This is a genomic window from Micromonospora sp. 4G55, from assembly GCF_016803375.1.
In genome coordinates this window covers 1-2,386 of record NZ_JAEVHN010000832.1, presented here as the reverse complement: position 1 = coordinate 2,386, position 2,386 = coordinate 1, and the positions used below count along the sequence as shown (strand labels likewise).

The 2,386-nt window shown below is 74.7% G+C and carries 2 protein-coding genes and 1 pseudogene; 1 reads left to right on the top strand and 2 read right to left on the bottom strand.

Annotated features, from left to right (window positions below):
• Positions 1-109, top strand: a pseudogene (locus tag JNW89_RS34880) (thiamine pyrophosphate-binding protein); the annotation flags it as partial.
• Here the strand turns inward: JNW89_RS34880 and JNW89_RS34875 are convergent.
• Both JNW89_RS34875 and JNW89_RS34870 read right to left on the bottom strand, forming a co-directional pair.
• Entirely contained in the window at positions 78-380 is a 303-nt protein-coding gene (locus tag JNW89_RS34875) for a YciI family protein (protein WP_238452268.1), read from the bottom strand. The pseudogene JNW89_RS34880 and the gene JNW89_RS34875 overlap by 32 nt on opposite strands.
• 105 nt (positions 381-485) lie before the next feature.
• Positions 486-2,351 carry an alpha-galactosidase gene (locus JNW89_RS34870; protein ID WP_238452267.1) on the bottom strand — a complete coding sequence of 622 codons (1,866 nt, stop codon included), beginning with the start codon at positions 2,349-2,351 and terminating at the stop codon, positions 486-488.
• Positions 2,352-2,386: the final 35 nt, after the last annotated feature.

Here is a 2,386-nt window from a genome sequence, read left to right as displayed (position 1 = left end):
CCGCCGCCCCGGCCTGGCCGTGCTCACCGCCGGCCCCGGCGTCACCAACGGCGTCTCCGGGCTGACCAGCGCGTTCTTCAACGCCTCGCCGGTGCTGGTGCTGGGCGGCGGGCGCCGCAGTWKCCGSYGRGGRACTCCTTGGTCTCGGCGAAGGGCCCCTCGGTGACCACGGGTGCGCCGCCCGCGCCGGCCCGGACGATGCGGGCCTGCTGCGGCCCGCCCAGCCCCTCGGCCTGGACCCGCTCGCCGGCAGCGGAAAGCTTCTCGTTCACCTCGTGCATGAACGCGATGTGCGCGGCGATCTCGTCCGGCGTCCAGGTGTCGATCGGGGGGAAGTCGGTCCCGGCGGCGCTGAACTGCATCAGCAGCATGTACTTCACGGCTGGCTCCTCACGTCCGAGCACCGATTCTCGGTGCTTGCACCCGTAGGTAGAAGCCGCCGCCCCGGTTCTCGACATCCGTCGGCAAGAAAACTTCGAACTTTCTCAGCCGACCGCGGTGACCTCCAGCAGCAGCGCCTGTTCCGGGTGCAGCGCCGGCAGTTGCACCCCGACTGTGCCCAGCACCGCCCCGCTCAGGGTGACCCCCTTCGGCAGCCAGCCCGGCTCGGTCAGCTGCAGCACCGCCGGCTCCGGCAGGCCCGCCGGCGGGCGTACCGCGTAGCGACGGGTCGGGTCGAGGCCGGGCAGGCGTACCGCTCCGGGCACCTGTGCGGCGGAGGTGGTCAGCCGGGACACCGCGTACACCGCCTGGGAGCCGTCGTGGGCGATGACGCCGTGGGCCTGCACGGCCGGGTCCGGGTGGTCGACCCGGACCACCCGGCCGGAGTGCAGCAGCGGGCGGAGCCGCTTGTGCAGCGCGACCCAGGCGGCCAGCTCGGCGCGCTGCGCGGCGTCGATGGACCCGATGTCCCACTCGATGCCGTGGTGGCCGAAGAGCGCGGTGACGGCCCGGAAGCCCAGGTCGTGCACCCGGTGGGTGGTGTGCGAGCGCTCCGGCCCGATGTGGGTGCCGACCAGCTCGGGCGGGAGCAGCAGCCCGGTCCAGCGTTGGATGGCGAGCCGTTCCAGGGCGTCGTTGCAGTCGCTGGCCCAGACCCGGTCGGTGCGGCGCAGGATCTCCAGGTCGACCCGCGCCCCGCCGGAGGAGCAGCTCTCGATCTCCACGCCGGGATGCCGGCGGCGCAGCTCGTCGAGCAGCCGGTAGACCGCCACGGTCTGCGCGTGCACCCCCGGCCGGCCGCGGTGTCCGGCCTCGGTGAGGTCGCGGTTGTGGTCCCACTTCAGGTACGCGATCCCCGGGTGCTCGGTGAGCAGCGCGTCGAGCCGGCCGAGCAGGTGCGCGTACGCCCCCGGGTGGGCCAGGTCGAGCACCTGCTGGTGGCGCCATTCGGGGGGCAGCCGGCCCGGTGTGGCGAGCACCCAGTCCGGGTGGGCGCGGAACAGGTCGGAGTCGGGATTGACCATCTCCGGCTCGACCCAGAGCCCGAACTGCATCCCGTGCCCGCGCACGTGGTCGATCAGCGGTTGCAGCCCGTCCGGCCAGACCCCGTCGTCGACGTACCAGTCGCCCAGGCCGGCCCGGTCGTGCCGGCGGCCCCGGAACCAGCCGTCGTCGAGCACGAACCGCTCCACGCCCACCTCGGCGGCCCGGTCGGCCAGCGCGCTGAGCCGGGCCAGGTCGTGGTCGAAGTAGACGGCCTCCCAGACGTTCAGGGTGACCGGTCGGGGCGTGCCCGGGTGCTCGGGCCGGGCCCGCAGGTGGCGGTGCAGCACGTCGCTGAGCCCGTCCAGGCCGGCGGCGGAATGCACCGCGTACAGCAGGGGAGTGGGGTATTCCTCGCCGGGGGTGAGCACGATCTCGCCGGGGGCGAGGAGTTCCCCACCGCCCAGGGTGGACTCGCCGGTGGGCCGGCGTTCGGCGACGGTGACGTGGTCGCCGCTCCAGGCCGTGTGCACCGCCCACACCTCGCCGTGGCCGAAGCCGAAGCCGGGCGTGCCGGCCACCAGCAGCAGCGTGGCGTCATGCCCGGTCCGCCCGTGCCGGCCCTCCCGCACCCAGGCGCCCATCGGCCACGGGTGCCGCTGCGGCGCGCGTTCCCGGCACCAGCGTCCGGTGAGGTCGAGCAGTTCGGTGGCGACCGCCGGCACCGGCAGCACCGGGGTCAGCTCCCGCAGCTCGTAGGGGGCGTCGCCGTCGTTGCGCAGCCGGTGCCGCAGCGTCAGCAGGCCGGTCGGGTCGAGGGTGAGCTCGACGGTGAGGGAGAGGGCCGCCGCCGGGTCCGACGCCCGCACGGTCACCCGGGCCGCGCCGGGCCCGTCCCGGTCGTCGTCGGTTTCGGATACGCGCACCGGGTCATTGCCGAGGGCCACGCGGCCCGGTTCCG